We start from the raw sequence: 24,742 nt of genomic DNA on the forward strand, positions 1-24,742 counted from the left end.
TCCTGCCTCGAGATTGCAGGCACCGGTTGGGCCGGAGCCGAACATATCGACCGTACTGGCAACTTCCGGGTGACGTCAGGTCGCGGTGGCGATTTCGATGACGAACCGAGACGCGGCGCCGGGGTGTCGCGCCCGGCGCCGCACCCGGTCAGTTCTGTCCGAGCATGCCGCGCATGGTGGCGATCTCAGCCTCCTGATCGGCCACGATCGTCGTCGCGAGCTGACGTGTTTGCGGATTCACACCGGCGTTCAGCTCCGTCTGGGCCATCCCGACCGCGCCCTCGTGGTGCTCGATCATCATCTCCAGCCACTGCCGGTCGAAATCGGCGCCGTTCGCGGCCTGCAGACTGCTCATCTGCGCGTCGGTCATCATGCCGGGCATGTCGTGCCCGCCGTGTCCTTCGGTCGCGCTCGGCGCGGGCTTGCCGAAACCGGCGAGCAGGTCGGTGATCTGCTGCATCTCCGGGGCCTGTGCCTTCTCCACCTGGGCGGCCAGTGCGATGAGCTGCTGGTTCTGGGTGTGGCTCGGCACCATCTTCGCCATCTCGACGGCCTGTGCGTGATGCGGGTACATCATCTGCAAAAAGGTGACGTCGGCATCGTTGAAGTCGGTGCTCGCGGCGGCGCTGGTCGCGGTGGTGGTGGAGTGCTCGGTGGTGTGCGTGGTGGTGCTGTCGTCGCTACAACCGGCCGCGAACAAGACGGTGGCGGCCGCGGCGACGAGGATGTGGGTACGGCTGATGGACATGGTGATCCTCCTGGGGATTCGGGTGAGGTGTCGAAACTGGCAGGGCACGCGTGGTGCCGTGCCTGTCAGATCCGCAGAATCGCCAGTTGGGACAGGGTGAGGACGGTCCATGGTGGTGGGCGTTCGCGTCGGCCGCGCCATGCCCTCGACGGTTGCCGAGCGGCTTCGGAGGTGTCGCCGAGGCGGTAGAGCAGGACCAGGGTCAGTGCGATGGCGAGTGCGGCCAGGACGAAAACGCAGGCGTGGACGGCGGAGTGCTCATCACAGCCCGCCGCGCCGCAGCCCGTGTGCGGGTCGGTGGGGGCGGCGATGGACAGCGTCGAGCCTGTCGACGGTGCTCCGGCGAGATCTTGCGTGGAGTGGTCGATCGCGGGGAACACGGCGTGCTGGTCGGGCGGAGCCGCGGCCGAACGCGGGTCCGAGTGGTCGGTGGCGACCGGAGCCTGCGGGCCGTGCGCACTGTCGCTCGCGTGCGCGGTGCCGAAGACCGCGGAGTGCATGGCGACGATCCCGGCGAGCAGCGTCAACACGGCGAGCGCCCTGGCAATGCCGGGTGCGCGCGCGGGCTGCTGGTCCATCACGGCGACCAGTCTAGCGATCGCCATCGTGATACCCGGTAGGGGTAGCAATCACGGGGTGGCGATGTCGACGACCAGGCGCGGGGGATCGGCGAGAGCAGTGACGGAGAACGGTGGCTGGTCGGCGTCGAGGCCGATGAACGACTGGGTGACGCCCTCGTAGACCAGCTTCTTGTAGACGCCGGTGATGGTCGGCGTGCCCGGATCGGTCACCGGATCAGGCCCGGCGAACGGGGCGACGGTCGAGTCGAACGGATACGCCGAGCCGAGAATGCGCACCTCGAGAATCGCGCGGCCTGCCACGTCGACGGTCTTGCCGCTGCCGTCCTGCACCGCGCTGTCGGTGTAGGCCACCTGCCAGCCGGGGGAGCCCGTGCCGCCGAGCTGGTAGACCACGCGGTCGAAGCCTGGCTGCTTGCCGATCCGGATATCGCTGACGGTCAGCGCCGCACCCGGGGAGGCCGCGCCGGACTTCGGGCTCGCGTCGGCCGGCACTTCGCCGGTGGCATCGGCGAACGTGCTGGTGGTGCTCGTTGTTGTCGGCGGCGCGGCGGCCGGTGCGTCGTCGGTGCCGCAGCCGGATACCGAAACCGCGGCCGCGGCGATCAGCACGAACACGAGGGCGTTGCGCATGGGGCTGATGCTACGCAGGGACAGCGGCGTGGTGGGCGAAGTAACACGGGGTGTGTTCGGGCTACCGAAAGTTTGCTGATTACTTCGAAATGGGAGCTGTTGCGATTGATGCGCCCAGGTCGGGGCCGGGTTTTTCGGTGAACGCGTACCAGTTCCGCGGTTAGCGCGACCTGCGGCGATCGGTTCCGGCGCGGACCGGGCGGTGACCTTCGGCGAAGCATTGGGGAACAACGAAATTCGTGAGACCGGCAAATCCGGAGCGATCTGCAAGGACGTCGCAAATCGACGGAACCCGTTAGTGCTCAGTGAAATACATCCCACGACGACCCCTCCGGAGTCGCCTCGCCTGTCGATACCGGGGCCGGATGTGACGGTGGGGCAACGATCTAGCACACTTGCCGGGTGGACAGTGTTGAGGACGTATTCGACCGACTACGCCGGTATCCGGATGTGGAGGCGCCGAACCTCTATGCCGTCGACGCCGCCGACCGACTGATCCTCGACACAGCCGCCGATGCCCTCGCGGCCGCGGGTAGCGGTGAGGTTGCGGTGATCGGCGACGCGTATGGCGCGCTCACCCTCGGGATCGCCGCGCAGCACGGACTCGCCGGTATTCGCGTGCACCAGGACCTGATCACCGGCGAATCTGCGCTGGCGGCCAACGCCAAGACCCTCGGGCTCACCGATCGCTACACCGCCCACGCCCTCGACGCCGACCTGCTGTCCGGGGCGCGCGTGGTCGTGATGCGGTTGCCGCGGATGCTGTCGGGTGTCGCCGAGATCGCCGAGGCCATCGCCCGCCACGCCGCCGGCGATGTGGTGGTGTTCGCGGGCGGTCGCGACAAGTACCTCACTCCGGCCATGAACGAGATACTCGCCGAATTCTTCGCGCAGGTCCGCGCGGGCCGGGGTCGGCAGAAGTCGCGCGTGCTCGTGGTCGGCGAACCGCTGCCGGTGGGCGAACCCCGGTTCCCGGCGCGCGAGCACGTCATCGAGATCGACGGCGACGTCGTCGCTTTCGGTGCGGCGTTCTCGGGCTCGCGCCTCGACATCGGCACCCGCTTCCTGCTCGAGCACATGGACCGGATGAAGCCCGACGCGCGTGATGCCGTCGATCTCGGTTGTGGCACAGGCATTCTCGCTGTCGCGCTGGCCAAGTCGCGCCCGCACATCCGGGTGGTCGGCACCGACCAGTCCGCCGCCGCCGTCGCCTCGGCGAGGGCCACCGCCGAGGCCAACGGCGTCGGCGATCGGGTGACGGTGGTGCGCGACGACGCCATGTCCTCGGCCGCCGACAACAGCGCCGACCTGGTGCTGTGCAATCCGCCCTTCCACGTCGGCGCGGCCGTGCACACCGGTTCGGCGATCAAGATGTTCGTCGAGACCGGCCGCGTGCTGCGGCCCGGCGGCGAGCTGTGGACGGTGTACAACTCGCACCTGAACTATCGCGGCGTGGTGGAGCGGATGGTGGGGCGCACCGATGTGATCGGCCGGAACCAGAAGTTCACGGTCACGCGGTCCGTTCGTGGTCTGCGCGACGTACAACGATAGGGCGACCCGAAAGCGGTAGAGTCCGATTTGTCCGAACGGGTGGGCGGTGTGGTCATGGACCGGATCGCTGGGAACTTTGTCCGATCGTGGCGCGTTGAACAGGGCAGTTGGAGCTTGTACAGCGACTCGTAACTCCAAGAAAGGCGCACGGTGCGTACCTCATCGAATCCGGTGTTCAAGAACCTTCCCCGCCAGGAGGGTGTCGGCGGTTACGCGAACTTCGGTTCGGGCGTAGCCGGCGCAGGCCAGCTGGGCAACCAGCAGTACGGCGAATACGGGCAGCAGTACGGCCAGCAATTCCAGCAGGCCCCTGCCACCCGCGCGATGACCATCGACGATGTGGTCACCAAGACCGGCATCACCCTCGCGGTGCTGACCGTCTCGGCGATCATCTCCTTCGCGCTGTCCAGCGCGAACCCGTCGCTGGCGCCACTGTTCGTCATCGGCGGCGCCATCGTCGGCCTGGTGCTCGTCCTGATCGCGACCTTCGGCCGCAAGATGGACAACCCGGCCATCGTGCTGTCCTACGCGGCCTTCGAGGGCCTGTTCCTCGGCGCGCTGTCGCTGATGTTCACCGACACCGAATTCGGCGGTGTGGGCGGTAGCGCCCTGATCGGCCAGGCGGTGCTCGGCACGTTCGGCGTGTTCTTCGGCATGCTCGTCGTCTACAAGACCGGCGCCATCCGCGTGACCCCCCGCTTCACCCGCATGCTGATCGGTGCGATGGTCGGCGTGCTGGTGCTGATGGTCGGCAACCTGATCGCGAGTTTCTTCACCGACGGCGGCTTCGGCCTGCGCGACGGTGGCGCCCTGGCGATCGTGTTCAGCCTGGTCTGCATCGCCATCGCCGCGTTCAGCTTCCTGCTCGACTTCGACGCCGCCGACCAGCTGATCCGCGCCCAGGCCCCCGAGAAGGCCGCCTGGGGCGTTGCCCTCGGCCTCACCATCACCCTGGTCTGGCTCTACGTCGAGATCCTGCGCCTGCTGAGCTACTTCCAGCGCGACTGATCTAGAAGCACAAACAAACCGAGCGGCTCCCCACGATCTGTGGGGAGCCGCTCGACTATGTCCAGCGAGTACATGGGTAACTCACCGGGGACCGGCTGACTCGGCCGACTGCGAAGTCTGGCCGCGTCGGATGTCTCGCGGCACCCGATCCTGGCCAGAAGACGCGGAGAGGCGGACTAGCTCAAGCGCTCGATGACCAGCGCCATGCCCTGGCCGCCGCCGACGCACATGGTCTCCACGCCGAACTGCTTGTCGTAGGTCTGCAGGTTGTTCAGCAGGGTGGTGGTGATGCGGGCACCGGTCATGCCGAACGGGTGGCCCAGCGCGATCGCGCCGCCGGACACGTTGAGCTTGTCCTCGTCGATCTTCAGCTCACGCGCCGAGCCGAGCACCTGCACGGCGAAGGCCTCGTTGATCTCGAACAGGTCGATGTCGGAGACCGACTTGCCCGCGATCGCCAGCGCGCGCTTGACGGCCTCGACCGGGCCGAGGCCCATGATCTCGGGCGACAGGCCGGAGACACCGGTGGAGACGATGCGGGCCAGCGGGGTCAGGCCCAGCTCCTTGGCCTTGGTGTCGCTCATGATCACCAGCGCCGCGGCGCCGTCGTTGAGCGCGCAGCAGTTACCGGCGGTGACGGTGCCGTCGGGACGGAACACCGGCTTGAGCTGGCTGACCGCCTCGTAGGTGACGCCGGCGCGCGGGCCGTCGTCCTTGCTCACGATCGAGCCGTCGGGCAGGGTCACCGGGGTGATCTCCCGCTCGAAGAAGCCGGCCTTGATGGCCTCTTCGGCACGGTTCTGCGAGCGCACGCCCCAGCGGTCCTGGTCCTCGCGCGAGATGCCGGTCAGCGACGCGACGTTCTCGGCGGTCTGGCCCATCGCGATGTAGGCGTCGGGGAGCAGGCCGTCTTCACGCGGGTCGTGCCATGCGCCCTTGCCGCCCTGTGCGGTCTCGGCGGTGCGGGCCTCGGCCTCGGCGAACTCGGGGTTCTTGGTGTCGGGGGAGCTGTCGGCGGAGCCACGGGCGTAGCGCGAGACGGTCTCCACACCGGCGGAGATGAACACGTCACCCTCGCCTGCCTTGATGGCGTGGAAGGCCATCCGAGTGGTCTGCACCGACGACGCACAGTAGCGCTGCACGGTGGTGCCGGGGACGACGTCGAGGCCGAGCTGGATGGCGAGGATGCGGCCCATGCCGAAGCCGCCCTCACCGGCCGGGGAGCCGGTGCCGAGGATGATGTCGTCGATCTGCGTCGGGTCGAGCGAAGGCACCTTGGCCAGCGCGGCACGAATCATCTGCGTGGTCAGGTCGTCCGGGCGCATTCCCGCCAGTGACCCCTTGACGGCACGGCCGATGGGGGAACGGGCGGTGCTGACGATGACGGCCTCGGGCATGAGGACTCCTTTTCGCGTTGTTCGACGTGAACGGCTGTTTACATGCCGGTCATTCTCGAATCTACGTCTCCAGCTGCGCGACGGGAAGAGCAGGGCGGTCGCGCACCTGGGCGATCAGCACGGGAAGCAGCTGCGCGGCGGCCAATTCGTAGCCTGCCGCGGACGGGTGGAATCCGTCGGTGGCGAAGAGGATTTCGGGCGCGGCGCGGAACTCCGAGGCGACCAGCGGTGAGCCCATCGGCACCGCGATGCCGCCCGCGATGGTGGTCGCGACCGTCTGCGCCTTGGCCAGCCGCACACTCCAGTTCGCGACGATCGTGCGCAGCGGCTGCTGGATCGCGGTGACGGTGCCGAGGTTCGGGCAGGTGCCGACCACCACCAGCGCGTCCGCTTCGCGCAGTCGCGACACCGCCGCCGCGAGTCTGCGCGCCGAGGCCCGGATGGAGTGCTTCTTGGTGATGTCGTTGGCGCCGACCAGGATCACCGCCGCGTCCGGCGGCGGCCCCGCCACGAACATCGCGTCGACCTGTCCGGCCAACCCCTTCGAGGTGGCGCCGGAGATGGCCTTGGTGCTCAACCGGATGCGCAGGCCGGTGGCCTCGGCCAACCCGCGGGCCAACCGCACCCCCGGCACATCGGCGGCGCCGAGACAGCCGAGCCCGGCCGCGGTGGAGTCGCCGAAGATCATCAGGTGCAGGTCGACCGGCGTCGTCTTACGCCACGGTTCCGGCAGGCTCGCGCCCGGTGCGTACACGCCATCGGCCTCGGGCGGCTTGGAGGTATCGCGGCCGATCACCGCGCGCGCCGCACCCGCCTGCGTCATCAGCAATCGATACGTCGCCCAGGAGACAGTTCCGGCGCTCGATCCGGCGAGCACCGTCGTCGCTCCGGTCACGGCCGCCGTCCGCCAGCTGATTCGAGGTGCGCTCACATTCGAAAATTCTACGACGGAGATCGCGAGGAACGGAGATGTCGGCCACTTGCGGCCTGGTGGGCGCCCCTCCGCTCGGCGTCGGGCGCAAGTGCTCGGCTACCCTCGGCACCATGCGCATCGCGGATCATGTCGTCGATCTCATCGGCAACACCCCCCTTGTTCGGCTGAACTCGGTGGTCGGCCCCAACGCGGGCCTGGTGGCCGCGAAGGTCGAATACCTGAACCCGGGCGGCAGCTCCAAGGACCGGATCGCGGTCAAGATGATCGACGCCGCCGAGCAGGACGGACTGCTGAAGCCGGGCGGCACGATCGTCGAGCCGACCTCGGGAAATACCGGTGTCGGCCTGGCGCTGGTCGCCCAGCAGCGCGGGTACAAGTGCGTGTTCGTGTGCCCGGACAAGGTCAGCGAGGACAAGCGCAACGTGTTGCGTGCCTACGGCGCCGAGGTCGTGGTCTGCCCGACCGCCGTGCCGCCGGAGCACCCCGACAGCTACTACAACGTCTCCGATCGCCTGGTCAGGGAGATCGAGGGCGCCTGGAAGCCCAACCAGTACTCGAACCCGGGCGGCCCCGACAGCCACTACGAGACCACCGGTCCCGAGATCTGGGCCGACACCGAAGGCAAGGTCACCCACTTCGTCGCGGGCGTCGGCACCGGCGGCACCATCTCCGGCACCGGCCGCTATCTCAAGGAAGTGTCCGGCGGCAAGGTCAAGATCATCGGCGCCGATCCGGAGGGCTCGGTGTACTCCGGCGGCACCGGGCGCCCCTACCTGGTCGAGGGTGTGGGCGAGGACTTCTGGCCCACCGCCTACGACGCGTCGATCCCCGACGAGATCATCGCCGTCTCCGACGCGGACTCCTTCGAGATGACCCGGCGCCTGGCACGCGAGGAAGGTCTGCTGGTCGGTGGTTCCTGCGGCATGGCCGTGGTCGCCGCGATCGAGGTCGCCCGCCGTGATCCCGACGCCGTGGTGGTCGTGCTGCTGCCCGACGGTGGCCGCGGCTACCTGTCGAAGATCTTCAACGACAAGTGGATGAGCTCCTACGGCTTCCTCCAGACTCCGCTGGAAGCCGGCCCGGAACCGCTGGTCGGCGACGTGCTGCGCGGCAAGTCCGGCGCCCTGCCCGACCTGGTGCACACCCACCCGTCGGAAACCCTGCGCGACGCCATCGAGATCCTGCGCGAATACGGGGTCTCCCAGATGCCCGTCGTCGGCGCCGAGCCGCCGGTCATGGCCGGTGAGGTCGCGGGCAGCGTCACCGAACGCGACCTGCTCTCAGCGGTGTTCGAAGGCCGCGCCAATCTCACCGACTCCGTTGCCCAGCACATGAGCCCGTCGTTTCCGCTGATCGGCTCGGGCGAGCCCCTCTCGACCGCCACCAAGGCACTGTCGGATTCCGACGCGCTGATGGTCGTCGAAGACGGTAAGCCCGTCGGCGTCATCACCCGCCACGATCTACTCGGTTTCCTGAGCACCGGCAGCATCTGAGGTTCGGCGCACGGTGGGTGCGGTGCGGATATCGGGGGCGAGTCCCTTCTTCGCCGCGGCGGTCCGGATCGCGTCCACCACCAGCAGCAGCGCGGCCCGGCCCGCCGAGTTGGTGCGGTAGGCCAGCGACACCGTGCGGGTGAGGGCGTCGCCGAGCGGCACGATATCCACCCCGGGTGGGCGCAACGCCAGACCCAGATCCGACACCAGCGTCACACCGAGACCGGCCGCGACCATCGCCATCGAGGTCGCCTGCTCTTCCAGCTCGTGATCGATGCGCGGCCGCAGCCCGGCCGACTGGAACGCCAGCCGCGCCGCGTGCCCGAAGTGCGACCGGGCGGGCGCGATGATCCACGGATGCTCGGACAACTCGGCCAGGGTCACCCCTGCGGCGGGCACCGCGCCTGCCGGGACGGCGGCGTGGATCCGTTCGACACCGATGACCGCCCGCTCCAGGCCACGGTCCCAGGTCATCGGATAGTTCGAGTAGTCGAGAACGAACGACAGGTCCAGCGTGCCGTCACGGACCGCGGCGGCCGTCGACTCCGGTGCGAGTTCGGTGGTACGCACCAGAATGCCCGGGTGTGAGGCGGCGAGGGTGGTGAGCGCGTCGGGGAGCAGCCCGGAGGCCACCGACGCCCACACTCCGGCGGTGATCTTCGCCGTCACCGATCCGCCCGCTTCCTCGAGCGCCTGGGTCGCGCGCTCGACCGCGGCCAGGATCTCTTCGGCGTGCTCTGCCAGCACGATCCCGAGGTCGGTGAGCTGCACGCGGCGCCCGCGTCGTTCGAACAGCCGGGTGCCCGCGTCGCGTTCGAGCTGTGCGAGCTGTTGGGAGACCGCCGACGCGGTGTAGTGCAGAGCGGCCGCGGCGGCCGTGATGGTGCCGCGCCGGTGTAGTTCGCGCAACATTCGCAAGCGGGCCAGAGACAGGTCCATAGCACCGAGCGTATGCACTGTGCAGGAACCGTGAAGGGTGCCGTGAACGAACCGTAAATAGACGCGCGGGCAGGGGCCGCGCAGGCTTGGTGCTACCGGGGACGACGAGGTCCGCCACGGGCGATCACGACGAATGAGGAGGTGGGCACCATGACGATGCTCGACCCGGGCACAGGTATGCCGCAGGTGAGTTCGCACGGCGTTGCGGGCACATCGACGGACCCGGCCATCACTCCCGCGAACCGTCGTTGCGAGCCGTACCTGCGTCTGCACTGGACGGATTCGCGCACCGACGCGGTCGGCTACCTTGTCGTCCACACCCTGCGCGGCGGCCTGGCCACCGGTGGCACCCGGATGCGCGCCGGCTGCACCCTGCGCGAGGTCGAGGACCTGGCACGCGGCATGGCGAACAAGACCGCCACCTTCGACCTCCCGATCGGCGGCGCCAAGGGCGGGATCGACTTCGATCCGAAGGATCCGCGCGCGGTGGACGTGCTGGAGCGGTTCTGCGAGGCGATGCGCCCGTGGCTCGACACGCACTGGGTGACCGCCGAGGACCTGGGGGTCCCGCAGCACCTGATCGACACGGTCTTCGTCAAGCTCGACCTGGATCAGAGCTTCCACGCCGCCATCCGGCGCTCCGCCGACCCGGCGGCGACGCTGGCGCGAGTCCGCGGCGGGCTCAACGTCGCGGTCGACGGCGGCTTCCTACTCGGTGACGTCATCGGTGGTTTCGGTGTCGCGCACGCCTGTCTGGCCGCGGCGGTGCAGTGGGGGCAGGCGCCCGCCGACACGACCGCCGCGATCCAAGGCGTGGGCACCATGGGCGGGGCGGCGGCGTACTACCTGCACGAGGCCGGGATGAAGATCACCACGGTGGCCGATGCCGCGGGCACCCTGTACTGCGCCGAGGGCCTCGACATTCCGGCGCTGCTGGAACTGCGCGACGGCTACGGCGAGATCGACCGGTCCCGCCTGCCCGCGGGCATCGAGGAGATGCCGCGCGGTGCCGTGATATCGGCCGACGTCGATATCCTTGTGCCCGCGGCGATCTCGTATGCGATCACGCCGGACAACTCCTACGACATCCGGGCGCGCGTCGTCGTCGAAGCCGCGAACGCCGCCACCACACCGGAAGCCGAGGCCATGCTCGCCGCCCGCGGTGTCCCGGTACTGCCCGATTTCGTCGCCAACGCGGGTGCGGTGGCCTGGGCGTGGTGGTTGCTGCTCGGCGAAGTGGACGACGTCCCCGACACCTCGTTCGACCGGCTCCGCACCACCATGCACGACAAGGTCGCACAGCTGCTGATCGCATGGGCCGACGAGAACATCACCCCCCGCGAGATCGGCCACCGCTGGGCCGACGACCCGTCACCGCTCACCGGACCGGTCGTCATCCCCTGACAGCGCGGCATGCGGAGGACGGTGCTGCCCGCACGAGTGAAGGCAGCACCGACTCCTGGTCAGCGAGTGAGCATCGAGTGCAACTCCACCCACTGGTCCGGGTGGACATAGGCGACGACAGTGCTGTGGTCGATGCCGGTGGCGGTCAACGCTTCGTCGACTCCTCGGTAGCGGGTACGCAGCGAAGCGCGCACCGTGCCACCGATACCGGAGTAGCCGGTTCGCACCAGCTCGGTGTAGGAATCCTGCTGTCGTACACGTGGTTCCGGTCTTCTGGTGATCCGCAAGATCGCCGAATCGACCGACGGGATCGGGCGGAAGCTGTCGCGGGGTACCTGTCCGTGGAGTTCCCAGCTGAACCACGGCCAGGTCGTCGCGGTCAGTAGGCTCCACCGGCCGTAGTCGCCGGTGCGCTTGCGGGCGTATTCGCGTTGGGTGAGCAGTGTCGCCGAGGTCAGGGCCGGTGCGGTCAGGCACCAGTCGACGATCTCGGCGGTCACGGAGAACGGGATGTTGCCCACCACGGCGAACGGCTCACGGGGAGCCCTGGCCTTGGTGAAATCGCCACGGACGACGCGGATTCCGTCCTCGGACCGGGTTCGTGCCGAGAGCTTGGCCGCGAGCAGCGGATCGATCTCGTACGCGGTGACCTGAGCGCCCCGGCGAGCCAGTGCGTGCGTGAGAACGCCTTCGCCCGCACCGGGTTCGAGAACTGTTCCCGCCGGATCGGCCACCGCCACTATCGAGTCGACGGCGGCACGATCCACCAGAAAGTTCTGGGACAGTGTTCTTCTCGCGTGGTCACGGGCGGTCCGACCGCCGCTCTTGCCGGTGACCTTGCGCTGAGTGTGTGAGTAGTTTCGATGTGCGAAATCCTGCGCCACGGCAGTTGCCCCTTCGGGTCTTCGAGTCGAATGAGTCTCGAAGGGCCCTGGGCGCGCCGGTGGACGCCGATGAAGTTATCCGCGTCCGCTAGCGGGCCAGAGCCCGGTTGTAGCGGAGGCGAATGAAGTAGTGGCACGACATGGGACCGACTCTAGGAAGCGGTCGAGAACCAGGCAACCGAATTTCGGACCGGCGCCGATCGGCTCGAGGGGCTGGGCGGAAGGAGATCCGTGGGTCATTGTGGCTCTGACCGGCCGTGAGCAAATTTATCGCAACTACGCGGATTCGATGGTAATTACCTGGGTAAGCAGCACGAACAGGTGCATCGGCAATTCAGCCGCACTGATCGGAATGAGCGAAAGGATAGGCCGTGGATACCTCCGTCATTGCGATAGATTTCCAGCAGGGCTTGACCGACGCATGGAGTTCGGTCGCGCAGTTCGTCCCCAAAGCGGTGGCATTCATCGCCATTCTTCTCGTCGGCTGGATCATCGCGAAGGTGGTCGCCAAGATCGTGAACGCGGTGCTGGAACGTGTCGGATTCGACAAGCTCGTCGAACGTGGCGAACTGCGGAAAATGATGTCCCGCAGCAAATATGACGCTTCCGACATCATCGCCAAGATCGCCTATTACGCGATTCTGCTGATCGCGTTGCAGATCGGTTTCGCGGTGTTCGGGCCGAACCCGGTCAGTGCGCTGCTCACCAGCATCGTGGCGTGGCTGCCCAAGGCGGTGGTCGCGATCATCATCGTGGTGATCGCCGCGGCGATCGCGCACGCGGTGAGCGATCTCGTCTCCAACGCGCTCGGCGGGCTGTCCTACGGGCACATGCTCGGCCGGATCGCGGCGGTGTTCATCTGGGGTATCGGCATCATCGCGGCGCTGAACCAGATCGGTGTCGCGACCTCGGTAACCACCCCGGTCCTGATCGCCGTGCTCGCCACCATCGGCGGCATCCTGGTGGTCGGTGTCGGTGGCGGCCTGGTCAGGCCCATGGAGCAGCGCTGGAGCAATTGGCTCGGCAACCTGGAATCGGAGATGCCGGCGATGAAGGGCCATGCCCAGGCCTACCAGCGTGGACGTGAGGACGCCGAGCGTCAGGGCGAGCGGGTGGCGCCGAGTGCGGCCGAGCAGGCGCGGGTCACGCCCGGCGCGACCTACCCCGGCGGCGAGCCGGGCTGGGGCGGCGAAACCGTGCGGTGATCAACGGGCATCGGCGCACCGTCACCTTCGGGTGGCGGTGCGCCGATGTCGTCGGTGGGGTATCAGTCGGCGGCGTACGCGCACACCGCGGCAAGGCGTAACTGCAGCCAGTCGGCGTCGTGCCAATTGTCCGGCGCACCCGCGAAGAACCCGTCGGCCCGCTCGGCGAAATGGTCGAGCAGTCCGCGGACATAACCGGCGAGCAGAATACCGAGTGGCACCCGCGTCGAATCGTCGACGCCGAGAGCGAGAATGTCGCGCACCGCGGCGGCATGCTGGTCGAGCTGGGCGGACAGTCCGGGTACCACCGCGGCGACGGCGGCCGCGGGTGCTCCGAACTCGGTGTTCAACTGCTGTAATTGTCGTTGCGCCGAGAGTTCGAGCAACGCGGGACCTGGCGCAAACATTGCAATATGGTAGCAATCTCTCCGTCGCTGAAGAAATTGGATCGATTCAAGATCGATAGCGTGACCGGGCGAATACAGCGCAACCATTTCGCGGTCGATCGAATTCGGTTGAGCGCAACCATGGTCGCTCGCACAGCGCCCTGCTGGACTGTCGATCATGGGCAGCGAACGTCGGAAATTGAAGACCGTCACCGGGGTGAGCGGATCACGCGATGTGTACGCCGCGGCACTGGATCCGACCCGCTCCACGCTCGAGGAAGGTATCCGGATCGCGCGGATCGCACAGCAGAACAAGATCGGTGCGATCTTCGCGGCGGACCTGCTCAGCTTCGGCGCCCAGGGGGCGATCGGCGCGCAGGAACCACTGATCCAGCTCGCCGCCCTCGGCGCGGTGACCACCGATGTCGGCCTGATCGCCACCGTGTCCACGACCTTCCATCATCCCTATAACCTGGCCAGGCTCTTCGGCACGCTCGACCACATCAGCAACGGCCGCGCGGCCTGGAACGCGGTGACCTCGTCGCTGGGCGAGGAGAACTACGGCGACCGCGATCTACCGAGCCCGGAGCAGCGCTACGCGCGCGCCACGGAATCCATCGAGGTGGTCAACGCGCTGTTCGACAGCTGGCGCCCTGGTGCGCTGCGGCCGGACGGCGCGGGAGGCGCGACCCTGGACGAATCGCTCGTGCGGCCGATCGACTTCGCCGGACAGCATTTCTCGGTCCGCGGCCCGCTGAACATCCCGCCGCTGCCCCAAGGCAGGCCGGTGCAGTTCCAGGCCGGTCAATCCGCGGGCGGCGTCGAACTCGGCGCACGATTCGCGGAGGTGGTGTTCACCTCGCTGGCCACGCTCGAGGATGCGATCACCTACACGAAGAAGATCCGCACCCGCGCCGCCGAGCTGGGCAGGCCGGACGGGCTTCCGCTCATCTTCAGTTCCTTCCACGCCACCTACGGCGCGACGGAGGAAGAAGCCCGCAGGCTGGTTCGCGAGGCCGCCGAAGCCACCGATTTCGAGGCGGGGCGCCGTCAACTGGCCGACATGCTGGGTGGCGGCATCGACCTGTCCGAGCTACCGCTGGACAAGCCCATCCCGGAAGCATTGCTGCCGCAACTGGATTCGGTACACCGACGACGCGGCCGGGTCGAGATCTTCGCCAAGCTCGCCGCCTCCGGCGCGACGCTGCGCGAACTCGTCATCGCCGCCAAGGACACCGGCCACTGGGCCGCGGCGGGCACACCCGAACAGCTGGCCGACGCGATCGAGGAGCGCTATCGGGCGAATGTGCTCGATGTGATCTCCCTCGGCGGGTTCACCGACGAGCGCACCCACGATTTCGTCGTCAACGGACTGCTGCCCGAGCTGCGTCGCCGGAAGCTGCTCGACACCGACTATCTGGGCGCGACCTACCGCGAGAATCTGGAACTGCCCGCGCCGACCTCGACGACGAGGGCGTAGCCGACGAGATGTGATCGAGATCGCGGACTTGCGTGAACCGGGCGCCCGATGGACTCTGAATGGGTATAACCGTTCGGAGACAACTTTCGGCAAACCAGCCCGGCGAGCGAAGGGATCCCGCAGTGCAGGTCACCGACCCGGCCGTTCACCTGTTCGGCATGAGCACGGTAATCGCTGCTAGCGCAGGGTATTCGGCGCAGACGAGGGTCTCCCGCGCCTGGCGCCGCTCGCCCTACGCACCCCTGCTCGGCCGTCTCGCCGCCGCGATCTTCTGGGGTTGCGGCAGTGTGGCCGGGCTGACCCTGCTCGGCATTCCCGCAGCGATCACCGTGCCGATCGCGCTGACCGTGCTCACCGTGGTGATCGTGATGCTCGCCGCGGCCTTCGCCGGCGGCATGATCAGGCCCGCGCCGAGGCCGAGCCTGTCGGCCCGAACCTGACCTACCGGAACGCGTTGGCGTCGGTGAGCGCCTTGCCGATGACCAGCTGGTGCACCTCGGCGGTGCCCTCGTAGGTCAGCACGGATTCCAGGTTGTTGGCGTGCCGCAGCACCGGGTAGTCGAGGGTGATGCCGTTGGCGCCCAGGATGGTCCGGCATTCGCGAGCAATCTTGATGGCCTCGCGCGTGCTGTTCAGCTTGCCCGCGCTGATCTGCTCGCCGGTGATCTCGTGTCGATCCTTCAACCGGCCCAGGTGCAGCGCGAGCAACTGCCCCTTGCCGAGTTCGAGCGCCATATCGGCCAGTTTGGCCTGGGTGAGCTGATAGCCCGCGAGCGGCTTGTCGAACACCTCGCGGGTGCGGGCGTAGTCGATCGCGGCGCTCAGGCAGTCGCGCGCGGCGCCGAGCGCGCCGAAGACGATGCCGAATCGCGCCTCGCTCAAGCACGCCAGCGGCGAACTGAGCCCCCGTGATTCGGGCAGCACGGCATCGGCGGGCAGGCGCACATCGTCGAAATCCAGTGCGGCGGTGAGCGATGCGCGCAGCGACAGCTTGCGATGGATCTCGCGAGTGGTGAAACCCGGTGTGCCCGCGGGTACCAGGAAGCCGCGCACCCGCGCCTTGTCCGCGCCGGGCTCCTCCGCATACGCCCAGACGACGGCGACATCGGCCACCGACCCATTGGTGATCCACATCTTCGACCCGTTCAGGATCCAGTCGTCACCGTCGCGGCGTGCCCGCGTGCGCATGCCGCCGGGGTTGGACCCGAAATCGGGCTCGGTGAGCCCGAAGCACCCGATCACCTCACCGGCCGCCATCGCGGGCAGGTACTGCTGCTTCTGCTCCTCGGAACCGAAGAAATGAATGGCCGCCATCGCCAGCGAGCCCTGTACCGACACCATGCTGCGCACGCCGGAGTCGACGGCTTCGAGTTCCAGGCAGGCGAGGCCGTACGCGGTGGCCGACGCGCCCGCGCAGCCGTAGCCGTCGAGGTGCATGCCGAGCAGCCCGAGCTTGCCCAGTTCCGGTGCGATCTCGCGGACCGGGAATGTGCCCTGCTCGAACCAGTCGGCGAGGTGCGGTCGCAGCCTGCGTTCCCCGAATCGCGCCACCGTGTCGCGGATTTCGCGCTCCTCCGACGACAGCAACGGATCGATGGCGAACAACTCTTCGACAGTGACCATGGCGTGAGCTTAACCGCAGTACCAGCCCCGAAACCGACACTTCGACCAGGCCGCCACCCCAGCGATCGCACCCGGAGCAGGCCAACTAGTCTGAGGTGATGAGTGAGCTGGGATTCTCCACCAGGGCCGTGCACGCCGGATACGAACCCGATCCTCAGACCGGTGCGGTCAACGTGCCCATCTACGCGAGCTCCACCTTCGCCCAGGACGGCGTCGGCGGCATGCGCGGTGGCTACGAGTACGCGCGCACCGGCAACCCAACCCGCACGGCACTGGAAGCCAACCTCGCGGCCCTCGAATCGGGCAGCTACGGGCGTGCCTTCGCCTCGGGCATGGCGGCCACCGACTGTGCGCTGCGCGCGATGCTGCGCCCCGGCGATCACATCGTGATTCCCGACGACGCCTACGGCGGCACCTTCCGGCTCATCGACAAGGTCTTCAGCCAGTGGGGCATCGAGCACTCGCCCGCCCACATCGCCGACCTCGACGCGGTGCGCGCGGCTGTCCGCCCCAACACCAAGCTGGTGTGGATCGAGACGCCGACCAACCCGTTGCTGAGCATCGGTGACATCCCCGCGCTGGCCGATATCGCCCACGAGGCCGACGCGAAGCTGGTGGTGGACAACACGTTCGCCACCCCGTACCTGCAGCAGCCGCTGCTGCTCGGCGCCGACGTGGTGCTGCACTCGACCACCAAGTACCTCGGCGGTCACTCCGATGTCGTCGGCGGCGCGCTGATCACCAACAGCGCCGACCTCGACAAGGACTTCGCGTTCCTGCAGAACGGCGCGGGCGCGGTCCCCGGTCCGTTCGACGCCTTCCTCACGATGCGCGGCATCAAGACCCTGGCCGTGCGCATGGAGAAGCACTGCGACAACGCCGAGGTGATCGCGGAGTTCCTGACCAACCATCCGGCCATCTCGCAGGTCATCTACCCCGGTCTGCCCACGCACCCCGGCTACGAGATCGCGCAGAAGCAGATGCGTCGCAGCGGCGGCATGATCTCGGTGCGCCTGGCCGGTGGCCGGGAAGCGGCGCTGAAGTTCTGCTCGCGGACCGAGATCTTCACGCTGGCCGAATCGCTGGGCGGTGTCGAATCGCTCATCGAACACCCCGGTGCCATGACCCACGCCAGCACCGAGGGGTCGGCGCTGGAAGTCCCCGCCGATCTGGTCCGGCTCTCGGTCGGCATCGAAGATATCAGCGATCTCCTCGCCGATGTCGAACAGGCGCTGAGCTGAGCGGGACCCGACACACATGACGAAGCGGCCGCATCCGGTATCCGGATGCGGCCGCTTGCGTTCGGGTTCTCGACGTTCGGGTTCAGCGAGCTCAGCTGTGGTACGGCTCCGCGCTGACCAGCGTCACCTTCATGGTGTTGCCGTTGGGGAGTGTGTACTCGCGGGTCTCGCCCACCTTGGCGTCGATCAGCGCCCCGCCCAGCGGCGAGTTCGGCGAGTAGGCCTCCAGGCCGGTGGCGCCGAGTCCCTCTTCGCGGGTCGCGATCAGGAAGGTCTCGGTATCGCCCTCGTCGCCGTCGTAGTAGACCGTGACGACCGAGCCCGGCAGTGCCACACCGGATTTGGTGGGGGCGACGCCGACCTTGGCGTTGTTCAGCAGTTCCTGCAGCTGGCGGATACGCGCCTCCTGCTGACCCTGCTCTTCACGCGCGGCGTGGTAGCCACCGTTCTCCTTGAGGTCGCCCTCTTCGCGGCGCTCGTTGATCTCGGCGGCAATGACCGGACGATTGGCAATGAGCGAGTCCAACTCGCCCTTGAGCCTGTCGTGCGACTCCTGGGTAAGCCAGGTCACATTCTCGGTCATCTCGATCACTCCCTAGTAGTTGTTCCCGGCGCACCGGGATTCCCTGAAACCAGCGCGAAACCTCCCGAAGGAGGGCATGCACCAGCCCGACGGCTGGAGCGATCCTGGGGGTGAACCCGATACCCGCAAACAGCACCGCTGGCCGCCAATGCAGCAAACACGGCTCCGAACCCCGGAACCGTGTATCAGCCCATTTTAGCATGTCTCACAAAAATGCAGGTCAGCCTAGTCAGGCGGGCTATTCGCCGTGCAGTGTCACTGATCGCTGGTGCGGGCTCACTGATCGCTGGTGCGCAGATACCCGGGAATCTGGTCGCTGCAACCATAAATATCGCCCGCCGAAGCGCGTGCCGACGACTTCACCGTAGTGCTCACCTGCACGCTGGTCGAGTCCGAGCCCGGCACGAGTATTTCGCGCCGGCCCACCTCGGCGCCGTCACGGTCCATCGCCCGTACGAAGCAGACCACGGCCTGCTGCGGGTCGTCGCGGGTGACCTTGATCCGCATGTCCAGGGTGGCGTCGTCGACGACCACGTAACCCAGCTGCTCGGTCTCGATCGCCTTCGGGCCATATTTCTGGAAGCCGAGATAGGCCACCGCGAAGCCGGCCGCCACCACGCCGACACCGAGCAAAACCATCAGCCACAGGCGACGCGCAGGTGGTTTTGTGCCATATCGATCGGCGTGTCGCGCTGCTGCGGCGGCCGAGGTCGCGGCGGAGTCCGGTGCGGGCTCGGTCATCGTTTTCGCGCTCCCGGGGGTGGTCGGAACAAACAGGGGGTCGGATGGAACTATAGGTAACGACATCTGACACCCGCGAGCGAGAGCGACGGTGAACGAGAAGTGAGTGGCCTTCGCCTCATGGCAGTGCACGCCCACCCCGACGACGAATCGAGCAAGGGCGCCGCGACGACCGCCAGGTACGCCGCGGAGGGCGTCGAGGTGCTCGTCGTGACGTTGACCGGCGGCGAGCGCGGCAGCATCCTGAACCCGGCCATGGACACCCCCGGTGTGCTGGACCGGATCAACGAGGTCCGGCGCGAGGAGATGGCCGCGGCCGCGCACGCGCTCGGCGTGCGCCAGCACTGGCTGGGATTCGTCGACTCGGGCCTGCCCGAGGGCGACCCGCTGCCGCCGCTGCCGGAGGGCTGCTTCGCGCTGGTGCCGCTGGAGGAATCCACCGAGGCGCTGGTGCGCGTGATCCGCGAGTTCAAGCCGCAGGTGATCACCACCTACGACGAGAACGGTGGCTACCCACACCCGGACCACATCCGCTGCCACGAGGTCTCGATGGCCGCGTACGAGGCGGCGGGCGATCCCACGAAGTTCCCCGGGGCGGGCGAGCCGTGGACACCGCTCAAGCTCTACTACGACCACGGTTTCAGCATGAAGCGACTGGAAGCCTTCGCCGAGGAGTACGAGCGCATCGGCGAACCGTTCCCGCTGCAGGAGTGGCTGGACCGGATGAAGCAGTACCAGGCGGCCCGCGGCGACATCATGGGCCGGGTCACCACCCAGATCGAATGCTCGAAGTACTTCCCCCAGCGTGACGACGCCCTGCGCGCCCACGCGACCCAGATCGATCCCAACGGCGCGTTCTTCGCGATCCCGTTGGAGATGCAGCAGCGGCTCTGGCCGACCGAGGAGTTCGAATTGGCCAAGACGCGCGTGTCCACCGCCATCCCGGAGACCGACCTGTTCGCCGGCATCGAGGACAACGACCGGTGATGCTGGTCTACCTCGCACAGCAACCGACGGGCCCCGAGTTCGGCAAGGCTTCCCCGCTCGGGCTGCTGGTCATCCTGATCCTGCTGGCAGGCACGGTGCTGCTGGTCCGCTCGATGAACAAGCACCTCAAGGGCCTGCCGGAAACGTTCGAACCCGAGCACCCGGAACCGGATCAGAAGGCCGACGACGGCACCGAGCCCGGTGTGATCGCCGTCGAGGAATCCGAACCGAAACAGAACTCCTAGCGCGCCGCGGCGAGGTCGGCGACGAGTTCGCCGACCAGGTCGCGCGCGGTGGCGGCGTGTTCGGCCACCGACCGCGACGCGCCGCCCGCACTCAACTCGATCATCGTGTTCATCAGGCCGAACAGTGCGACGAGTTGGCGTAGGGCGGCGCGACGTTCGGACACTGTCATCGGCGCGGTGGTTATCGGCAGGTTCACGACTATGGGATCGTCACTGTTGACGGGTTCGTTTCTGCCGATATCCAATCGACGCCGTGCGCGACCTACCAGTCGATCAGGTCGAGTTCGTGCAGGCGCCGGAACACCATCATCGAACCGGGCGCGACGTGCTCCATCGCGGCGTATTCACTCACGGTGAAGTAGCGGAATTCGGCGATTTCGCCGGTGGCGTGGGGTTCTCCGGTGAGCTCGGCACGGAAACAGGTCATGTGCAGGCCGGTGTTGCGGCGGTGCCCGAAAGCCTCGGCCTCGAAGACGCCGAACTCGGCGACCCCGGCCAGCCCGACGCCCAGTTCTTCCTCGATCTCGCGATGTAGCGCCTGTAAAGGGGTCTCGCCGGGGTCGATCTTGCCGCCCGCCATGTAGAAGACATCTTTGCCTTCGGGGCGCGTCTGAATCAGCCTGCGGTCGCGGACATGGGCGAGGGCGGCGGTGCGGATCATGGGGATCACTCTAAGGAGCGATCGGCCCCGTTCCATGCCGAACGTGCTCCGCGTCACGCTGGTGTCTGGGTCAGCTCACCGAGACGGTGCCCGCGGCGGCGCGTCGACGGTCAGCGTTTCGGCTGCGGCCAGCGAGTCGGTACGCGAGGTGTCTTTGAGGTCGACTCCCGAGCGACCCAGTGCGCGGGCTCCCGCAACCAGACCCGCCACCACGCGGGCGGCGTCGGCGTAGGTGAGGCCGTCGGGTGGGTGGATGTTGGAGACGCAGTTGCGTTCGGCGTCCGCGCGGCCGGGGCGTGGTAGGTGGGTCAGGTAGATGCCGAGGCTGTCGGCGACCGAGAGGCCCGGGCGCTCGCCGATCAGCACCAGAACGGTGCGCACGCCCATGGCTTCGGCGATGTGGTCACCCAGCGCCACTCTGGCCTGGGTGGCGATCACCGGTGGGGCCAGGGTGTAGCGATCGCCGAGTTCGGTTGCCAGGGCGGCGAGGAGTTCGGGGGCGTGCTCGGACAGTGCCAAGGGGGACAGCCCGTCGGCGAGAACGACGCCGATGTCCGCACCGCTGGCGGTGACGGGGGTGAGATCGTCGGGCACTCGGCCGAGATCGGGGCGGCGCAGGTACTCGGCGCGATCGGCCGCCCTGCTGGCTACGGTGACCGGAGTGCCGAGGCCGAGTGCGGCGATGTGTTCGGTGAACGTCGCGACATCGAGGGGAAGGTGCACGGCGTCACGGGCCGCGGCGTGTGCGGCGCGCAAGGTGAGGACGTCGGTCGTCGGCAACGCGTCGCCCGTGCGGCCGAGCCCGATTCTGGCTTGCGTACTGCCCCGAAGATCTCGCCAGAAGTCTTCGGCGACAGGCGATTGCGTCTCGTGCGCAGCGGCGATCGGTGGGGCCGGAACAGGTGGGGTCACAGGCGGTTCCGTTTCTGCGTCGATGGTCGTGAGCGGCTCGTCCGGCTGACGCGGTGCGCTCATCGAGTGGCTGTCAGGGCTCGCAGGGGTGAGGACAGCGGTTCCACCTGTCGCACACGGCCGTTCGCGTCGAGCATGCCGAGACCCGACAGCCAGGCCTCGAATTCCGGTGCGGGCCGCAGGTTCAGGACCTGGCGGGCATACAGGGCGTCGTGGAACGACAGGCTCTGGTAGCCGAGCATCACGTCGTCGGCGCCGGGCACCGCGATGACGAAGGCGCAACCCGCCGCACCCAACAGGGTGAGCAGGGTGTCCATGTCGTCCTGGTCGGCCTCGGCGTGGTTGGTGTAGCAGACATCCACGCCCATCGGCAGGCCGAGCAGCTTGCCGCAGAAGTGGTCTTCGAGTCCGGCCCGGATGATCTGCTTGCCGTCGTAGAGGTATTCGGGTCCGATGAAGCCGACGACCGTATTCACCAGCAGCGGTCGCAGATCCCGGGCTACGGCGTAGGCGCGCGCTTCGAGGGTCTGCTGGTCCACCGGCCGATCACCTACGCCCAGATGGGCATTCGCGCTCAGTGCCGATCCCTGCCCGGTCTCGAGGTACATCACGTTGTCGCCCACGGTGCCGCGCCGCAGGGATCGTGCCGCTTCGTTCCCCTCCCGCAACAGCGAAATGTTCACGCCGAAGCCGGTATTCGCGCCCTCGGTGCCCGCGACGGACTGGAACACCAGATCCACCGGCGCGCCCGCCTCGATCAAACCGATGGTCGTGGTGACGTGGGAGAGCACGCACGACTGGGTCGGGATGTCGAAGCGCAGGCGCACGTCGTCGAGCAGATGCAGGAGATCCGAGGTGGCCTGCGGTGAATCCGTGGCGGGGTTGATGCCGATCACCGCGTCGCCACAGCCCAGCAGCAGCCCGTCCAAGGTGGCGGCGGCGATCCCGCGCGGATCGTCGGTCGGATGATTGGGCTGCAACCGCGTGCTCAACCGGCCGGGCAGGCCGATGGTGGTGCGGAATCCCGCGGTCACCTCGGCCGCCTTGGCCACCGCGATCAGATCCTGATTGCGCATGATCTTGCTGACCGCGGCCACCATCTCCGGCGTCAGCCCGGGCGATACCGCGGCCAGGGTCGCCGCGGAATCGGCGGCGGCGGCGACGGCGAGCAGCCAGTCGCGCAATCCGCCGACGGTCAGATGTGAGATCGGCGCGAACGCCGATCGGTCGTGACTGTCGATGATCAGCCGGGTGACCTCGTCGGTCTCGTACGGCACCAGTACGTCGCTCAGGAACGTGGTGAGTGGAACTTCGGCCAGCGCCCACTGCGCCGCGGCACGTTCGGCATCGGTGGCCGCCGCGCAACCGGCGAGCTCGTCGCCGCTGCGCAGGGGGGTGGCTTTCGCCATCAGGTCGATCAAACCGTCGAAGGTGTAGGTCGTGACGCCGATTGTGCTGCGGTACACGGTCATCGGGTCCCTTTCGAGAGATGTACTCGGCCGCCGGAGCCCGGCAGCGTGCGACGCTGCCGGGTGCCCGACGGTCTACTCGAGCTCGGATTCCGCCTTGGCGATGGCCGCGAACTCCTCGTCCGGGGATTTGGCGACCAGGTGTTTGCGACTGTAGAGCCCGAAGTAGGCCATGAAGGCGACGAACACACCGAGCGTCCACAGCGCGGCCTGCTGGTCGACCAGGAACGTGGCCGCCACCGATGCGGCCGCGATGACCAGCGCGAACGCCGTGGTAACGATGCCGCCCGGCGTGCGGTACGGGCGCGGCATGTTCGGTTCACGCACGCGGAGCACGATGTGGGACACCATCATCAGGACGTAGCTCAGAGCCGCGCCGAAGACGGCCATGTTCAGCAGCATCGCGCCCTTGCCGGTGAGCGACAGGGCGAAGCCGATGATGCCGGGCACGATCAGCGCCAGCACCGGCGCCTTGCGGGAGTTGGTGATCGACAGGACGGTCGGCAGGTAGCCGGCGCGCGAGAGGGCGAAGGTCTGGCGGGAGTACGCGTAGATGATGGAGAAGAAGCTGGCGACCAGACCGGCCAGGCCGATGTAGTTGACCACCTTGGCCATCGAGCTGTCGCCCAGCGCCTCGACGAGCGGGTTGCCCGAGGCGGAGGCGCTCTGGGCGCCGAGCGCGCCGGTGACCAGGAACAGCACCACCGCGCCGGTGACGCACAGCAACAGCATCGCGACGATGATGCCCTTGGGCACGTTCTTCTCCGGCTCGCTGGCTTCCTCGGCGGCCAGCGGCACGCCTTCGACGGCGAGGAAGAACCAGATCGCGAACGGGATGGCGGCCCAGATGCCCAGGTAGCCGAACGGCAGGAACGACGACGACCCGGTCGCCGCGGGATCGGCCGCGATATCGGTCAGGTTCGCCGCGTCGAACTTGCCGACGGCCGCGAACGCGAAGATCACCAGGCCGACGAGCGCGATCCCGGTGATCACGAACATCGCCTTGAGCGCCTCACCCGCACCGGTCAGGTGGATGCCGATGAACAGCGCGTACACCGCCAGATACACCCACCAGCCGTCGGTGATCCCGAACAGGTTCAGCGACTGCACGTAGGCGCCGATGAAGGTGGCGATCGCGGCGGGCGCGATCGCGTATTCGATGAGAACGGCTGTGCCGGTGGCGAATCCGCCCCACGGGCCGAGCGCGCGCCGGGCGAAGGTGTAGCCGCCGCCCGCCGCGGGCAGTGCCGAGGACATCTCGGCCATGCCGAGCACCATCGCCAGATACATCGCGGCGATGACGACGGTGGCGATCAGTAGGCCACCGAATCCGCCCTCGGCGAGACCGAAGTTCCAGCCGGAGAAGTCGCCGGAGATCACGTAGCTCACGCCGAGGCCCGCGAGCAGTACCCAGCCCGCCGAGCCCTTGCGCAGGGTGCGTTTGGCGAGATAGTCGTCGACCGGTGCGCCCTCGCCGGTGGCGGGGCTGATTTCTGTACTCACGTGGAGCTCCTCATCAACAAGCAAAGCGCGTTCGGCGGCAACGGTGATCGTCGAGGGTTGAAGAATGGTTGACGACTGTTACGGCCGTGGATCCGTCAGGTCAGCGGTGCGTATCGAGCACCGCTGACCTGCGGAAA

General features: G+C 67.8%; 26 protein-coding genes. 10 read left to right on the top strand and 16 right to left on the bottom strand.

What is annotated here, in order from left to right:
• Window positions 1-148: 148 nt before the first annotated feature.
• The 3 genes from ACWFRF_RS29475 to ACWFRF_RS29485 all read right to left on the bottom strand — a co-directional run bounded on the left by ACWFRF_RS29475 (window position 149) and on the right by ACWFRF_RS29485 (window position 1,959).
• Window positions 149-748: a DUF305 domain-containing protein gene (locus ACWFRF_RS29475; RefSeq protein WP_452453390.1), complete on the bottom strand. Its 600-nt coding sequence runs from the start codon at window positions 746-748 to the stop codon at window positions 149-151.
• Between the two features lie 65 nt (window positions 749-813).
• Window positions 814-1,353, bottom strand: a complete 540-nt coding sequence (locus ACWFRF_RS29480; RefSeq protein WP_452453392.1) for a DUF6153 family protein — start codon at window positions 1,351-1,353, stop codon at window positions 814-816.
• Between the two features lie 24 nt (window positions 1,354-1,377).
• Window positions 1,378-1,959 carry an AMIN-like domain-containing (lipo)protein gene (locus ACWFRF_RS29485; protein WP_452453394.1) on the bottom strand — a complete coding sequence of 194 codons (582 nt, stop codon included), beginning with the start codon at window positions 1,957-1,959 and terminating at the stop codon, window positions 1,378-1,380.
• 402 nt (window positions 1,960-2,361) lie between these two features.
• On the opposite strand from ACWFRF_RS29485, the gene ACWFRF_RS29490 reads away from it, so the two are divergent.
• Complete coding sequence (locus ACWFRF_RS29490) at window positions 2,362-3,510, top strand: class I SAM-dependent methyltransferase (RefSeq protein WP_378993102.1); 1,149 nt, start codon at window positions 2,362-2,364, stop codon at window positions 3,508-3,510.
• 150 nt (window positions 3,511-3,660) lie between these two features.
• Complete coding sequence (locus ACWFRF_RS29495) at window positions 3,661-4,518, top strand: Bax inhibitor-1/YccA family protein (protein WP_378636207.1); 858 nt, start codon at window positions 3,661-3,663, stop codon at window positions 4,516-4,518.
• A gap of 176 nt (window positions 4,519-4,694) precedes the next feature.
• Here ACWFRF_RS29495 and ACWFRF_RS29500 read toward each other — a convergent pair whose 3' ends face one another.
• Together ACWFRF_RS29500 and ACWFRF_RS29505 are read right to left on the bottom strand one after the other, a co-directional pair.
• Complete coding sequence (locus ACWFRF_RS29500; RefSeq protein ID WP_378993100.1) at window positions 4,695-5,915, bottom strand: acetyl-CoA C-acetyltransferase; 1,221 nt, start codon at window positions 5,913-5,915, stop codon at window positions 4,695-4,697.
• Window positions 5,916-5,976: 61 nt separating this feature from the next.
• A complete protein-coding gene (locus ACWFRF_RS29505) occupies window positions 5,977-6,846 on the bottom strand; it encodes an SGNH/GDSL hydrolase family protein (protein ID WP_378636213.1) in 870 nt (289 codons plus the stop codon).
• Between the two features lie 113 nt (window positions 6,847-6,959).
• On the opposite strand from ACWFRF_RS29505, the gene ACWFRF_RS29510 reads away from it, so the two are divergent.
• A complete protein-coding gene (locus ACWFRF_RS29510) occupies window positions 6,960-8,342 on the top strand; it encodes a cystathionine beta-synthase (RefSeq protein WP_378636216.1) in 1,383 nt (460 codons plus the stop codon).
• On the opposite strand, the gene ACWFRF_RS29515 is transcribed toward ACWFRF_RS29510, so the two are convergent.
• Window positions 8,310-9,281: a LysR substrate-binding domain-containing protein gene (locus tag ACWFRF_RS29515; protein ID WP_452453397.1), complete on the bottom strand. Its 972-nt coding sequence runs from the start codon at window positions 9,279-9,281 to the stop codon at window positions 8,310-8,312. The genes ACWFRF_RS29510 and ACWFRF_RS29515 overlap by 33 nt on opposite strands.
• 156 nt (window positions 9,282-9,437) lie before the next feature.
• Between ACWFRF_RS29515 and ACWFRF_RS29520 the strand changes: the two genes are divergently transcribed.
• Window positions 9,438-10,685: a Glu/Leu/Phe/Val dehydrogenase dimerization domain-containing protein gene (locus tag ACWFRF_RS29520; protein WP_452453463.1), complete on the top strand. Its 1,248-nt coding sequence runs from the start codon at window positions 9,438-9,440 to the stop codon at window positions 10,683-10,685.
• Window positions 10,686-10,744: 59 nt separating this feature from the next.
• On the opposite strand, the gene erm is transcribed toward ACWFRF_RS29520, so the two are convergent.
• On the bottom strand, window positions 10,745-11,569 hold the full coding sequence (gene erm, locus ACWFRF_RS29525; RefSeq protein WP_452453399.1) for an ErmE/ErmH/ErmO/ErmR family 23S rRNA (adenine(2058)-N(6))-methyltransferase: 825 nt from the start codon (window positions 11,567-11,569) through the stop codon (window positions 10,745-10,747).
• Window positions 11,570-11,940: 371 nt separating this feature from the next.
• Here erm and ACWFRF_RS29530 point away from each other — a divergent pair, with 371 nt between their 5' ends.
• The gene (locus ACWFRF_RS29530; protein WP_378993095.1) at window positions 11,941-12,774 is read left to right on the top strand and encodes a mechanosensitive ion channel family protein; all 834 of its coding nucleotides are present in this window, start codon (window positions 11,941-11,943) and stop codon (window positions 12,772-12,774) included.
• Window positions 12,775-12,836: 62 nt separating this feature from the next.
• On the opposite strand, the gene ACWFRF_RS29535 is transcribed toward ACWFRF_RS29530, so the two are convergent.
• Complete coding sequence (locus ACWFRF_RS29535; protein WP_379315497.1) at window positions 12,837-13,181, bottom strand: DUF6401 family natural product biosynthesis protein; 345 nt, start codon at window positions 13,179-13,181, stop codon at window positions 12,837-12,839.
• Window positions 13,182-13,338: 157 nt separating this feature from the next.
• Between ACWFRF_RS29535 and ACWFRF_RS29540 the strand changes: the two genes are divergently transcribed.
• Window positions 13,339-14,640: an NtaA/DmoA family FMN-dependent monooxygenase gene (locus ACWFRF_RS29540; RefSeq protein ID WP_387445856.1), complete on the top strand. Its 1,302-nt coding sequence runs from the start codon at window positions 13,339-13,341 to the stop codon at window positions 14,638-14,640.
• A 158-nt stretch (window positions 14,641-14,798) separates the two neighbouring features.
• Window positions 14,799-15,080: a hypothetical protein gene (locus tag ACWFRF_RS29545; RefSeq protein ID WP_378993090.1), complete on the top strand. Its 282-nt coding sequence runs from the start codon at window positions 14,799-14,801 to the stop codon at window positions 15,078-15,080.
• A 1-nt stretch (window position 15,081) separates the two neighbouring features.
• Here ACWFRF_RS29545 and ACWFRF_RS29550 read toward each other — a convergent pair whose 3' ends face one another.
• Window positions 15,082-16,263 carry an acyl-CoA dehydrogenase family protein gene (locus ACWFRF_RS29550; RefSeq protein ID WP_378993088.1) on the bottom strand — a complete coding sequence of 394 codons (1,182 nt, stop codon included), beginning with the start codon at window positions 16,261-16,263 and terminating at the stop codon, window positions 15,082-15,084.
• Window positions 16,264-16,361: 98 nt separating this feature from the next.
• Between ACWFRF_RS29550 and ACWFRF_RS29555 the strand changes: the two genes are divergently transcribed.
• On the top strand, window positions 16,362-17,504 hold the full coding sequence (locus ACWFRF_RS29555; protein WP_379316169.1) for a cystathionine gamma-synthase: 1,143 nt from the start codon (window positions 16,362-16,364) through the stop codon (window positions 17,502-17,504).
• A gap of 91 nt (window positions 17,505-17,595) precedes the next feature.
• Here the strand turns inward: ACWFRF_RS29555 and greA are convergent, their stop codons facing one another.
• Complete coding sequence (gene greA / locus ACWFRF_RS29560; RefSeq protein ID WP_056813695.1) at window positions 17,596-18,087, bottom strand: transcription elongation factor GreA; 492 nt, start codon at window positions 18,085-18,087, stop codon at window positions 17,596-17,598.
• 276 nt (window positions 18,088-18,363) lie between these two features.
• Window positions 18,364-18,726, bottom strand: a complete 363-nt coding sequence (locus ACWFRF_RS29565) for a DUF4307 domain-containing protein (RefSeq protein WP_452453403.1) — start codon at window positions 18,724-18,726, stop codon at window positions 18,364-18,366.
• Between the two features lie 222 nt (window positions 18,727-18,948).
• On the opposite strand from ACWFRF_RS29565, the gene mca reads away from it, so the two are divergent.
• Both mca and ACWFRF_RS29575 read left to right on the top strand, forming a co-directional pair.
• Window positions 18,949-19,815 carry a mycothiol conjugate amidase Mca gene (gene mca, locus ACWFRF_RS29570; protein WP_378993082.1) on the top strand — a complete coding sequence of 289 codons (867 nt, stop codon included), beginning with the start codon at window positions 18,949-18,951 and terminating at the stop codon, window positions 19,813-19,815.
• Entirely contained in the window at window positions 19,815-20,060 is a 246-nt protein-coding gene (locus ACWFRF_RS29575; protein ID WP_378636354.1) for a hypothetical protein, read from the top strand. Before mca ends, ACWFRF_RS29575 begins: the two co-directional genes overlap by 1 nt.
• Here ACWFRF_RS29575 and ACWFRF_RS29580 read toward each other — a convergent pair.
• The 5 genes from ACWFRF_RS29580 to eat all read right to left on the bottom strand — a co-directional run bounded on the left by ACWFRF_RS29580 (window position 20,057) and on the right by eat (window position 24,605).
• Window positions 20,057-20,230 (bottom strand): hypothetical protein, encoded by a 174-nt coding sequence (locus ACWFRF_RS29580; RefSeq protein WP_378993080.1) that lies wholly within the window; start codon window positions 20,228-20,230, stop codon window positions 20,057-20,059. The two genes, ACWFRF_RS29575 and ACWFRF_RS29580, sit on opposite strands and share 4 nt — an antisense overlap.
• A gap of 92 nt (window positions 20,231-20,322) precedes the next feature.
• On the bottom strand, window positions 20,323-20,721 hold the full coding sequence (locus tag ACWFRF_RS29585) for an NUDIX hydrolase (RefSeq protein WP_378636247.1): 399 nt from the start codon (window positions 20,719-20,721) through the stop codon (window positions 20,323-20,325).
• 75 nt (window positions 20,722-20,796) lie between these two features.
• Window positions 20,797-21,633, bottom strand: a complete 837-nt coding sequence (gene eutC / locus ACWFRF_RS29590) for an ethanolamine ammonia-lyase subunit EutC (RefSeq protein ID WP_452453465.1) — start codon at window positions 21,631-21,633, stop codon at window positions 20,797-20,799.
• A 59-nt stretch (window positions 21,634-21,692) separates the two neighbouring features.
• Window positions 21,693-23,105 (bottom strand): ethanolamine ammonia-lyase subunit EutB, encoded by a 1,413-nt coding sequence (locus tag ACWFRF_RS29595; RefSeq protein WP_452453406.1) that lies wholly within the window; start codon window positions 23,103-23,105, stop codon window positions 21,693-21,695.
• 72 nt (window positions 23,106-23,177) lie between these two features.
• Entirely contained in the window at window positions 23,178-24,605 is a 1,428-nt protein-coding gene (gene eat, locus ACWFRF_RS29600) for an ethanolamine permease (RefSeq protein ID WP_449963542.1), read from the bottom strand.
• Window positions 24,606-24,742 lie beyond the last annotated feature (137 nt).

The sequence above is a fragment of the Nocardia sp. NPDC055165 genome (assembly GCF_053606985.1).